Consider the following 657-nt stretch of genomic DNA (forward strand, 5'->3'; position numbering starts at 1 on the left):
GCCTTATTGAGCCAATTGGTATTGTCGATGTATTTGCTATATATGACGTTTCCAAGGAGTGTGCCTGAGCGAGATTTTTGGATGAATTTGTTCACCACTGCTTTGAGTTGAGGACTGTTTTGTCGCATTACCCAAGCGATGTTGCCGTTTTTGCGAAGAGGGATTTTCTTATGCGCTTTGATGTCATCCATCGCATTGAGCCAAAGTTTGGCTTTGTGGCTATCTAAAACAATGGCTTTGATATAGCCATTGTTGAGCATGCCGACGAGTTCGTAGTCTTGCAGAGTCTCTTCGATGAAGTGCACGATAATCGGCGGTAAGCCTTTCTTGTTCAGTGTTTTGTTGACGGCTTGAATGCTTTCAAAGTAGCTGGAACTGGCACGTACCCAAATCTCCTTACCGCTCAACTGCTCAAGTTTGGTGATGGTTGGAGTACTTTTGTTGGTGATCACCCATTCTTCAATGCCGGATAAGATTGGGGTACTGAAGTCGACTTTTTGTTTTCGGGCATCGGTGATCGTCAAGTTTGCCACCACTAAATCACCAGAGCCGTTTTCGAGAGAAGGGAGCAATTGGTCTCGAGCTAGAGGGATGATTTGTACGTTCAGTTTGGGTTTGATTTTGCGTAAATCTTTTTCAAAGTGAGCCAGCAGCTCT

1 protein-coding gene is annotated in these 657 nt (G+C 44.6%); it reads right to left on the minus strand.

The annotated features are described in order from the left end of the window. Positions 1-657, minus strand: a 657-nt coding sequence (locus R7F64_RS23950; protein WP_318072162.1) for a transporter substrate-binding domain-containing protein, incomplete at both ends; no start/stop codon positions are given.

Source organism: Vibrio sp. Vb1980, assembly GCF_033338615.1.
Classification (GTDB): Bacteria; Pseudomonadota; Gammaproteobacteria; order Enterobacterales; family Vibrionaceae; genus Vibrio; species Vibrio alginolyticus.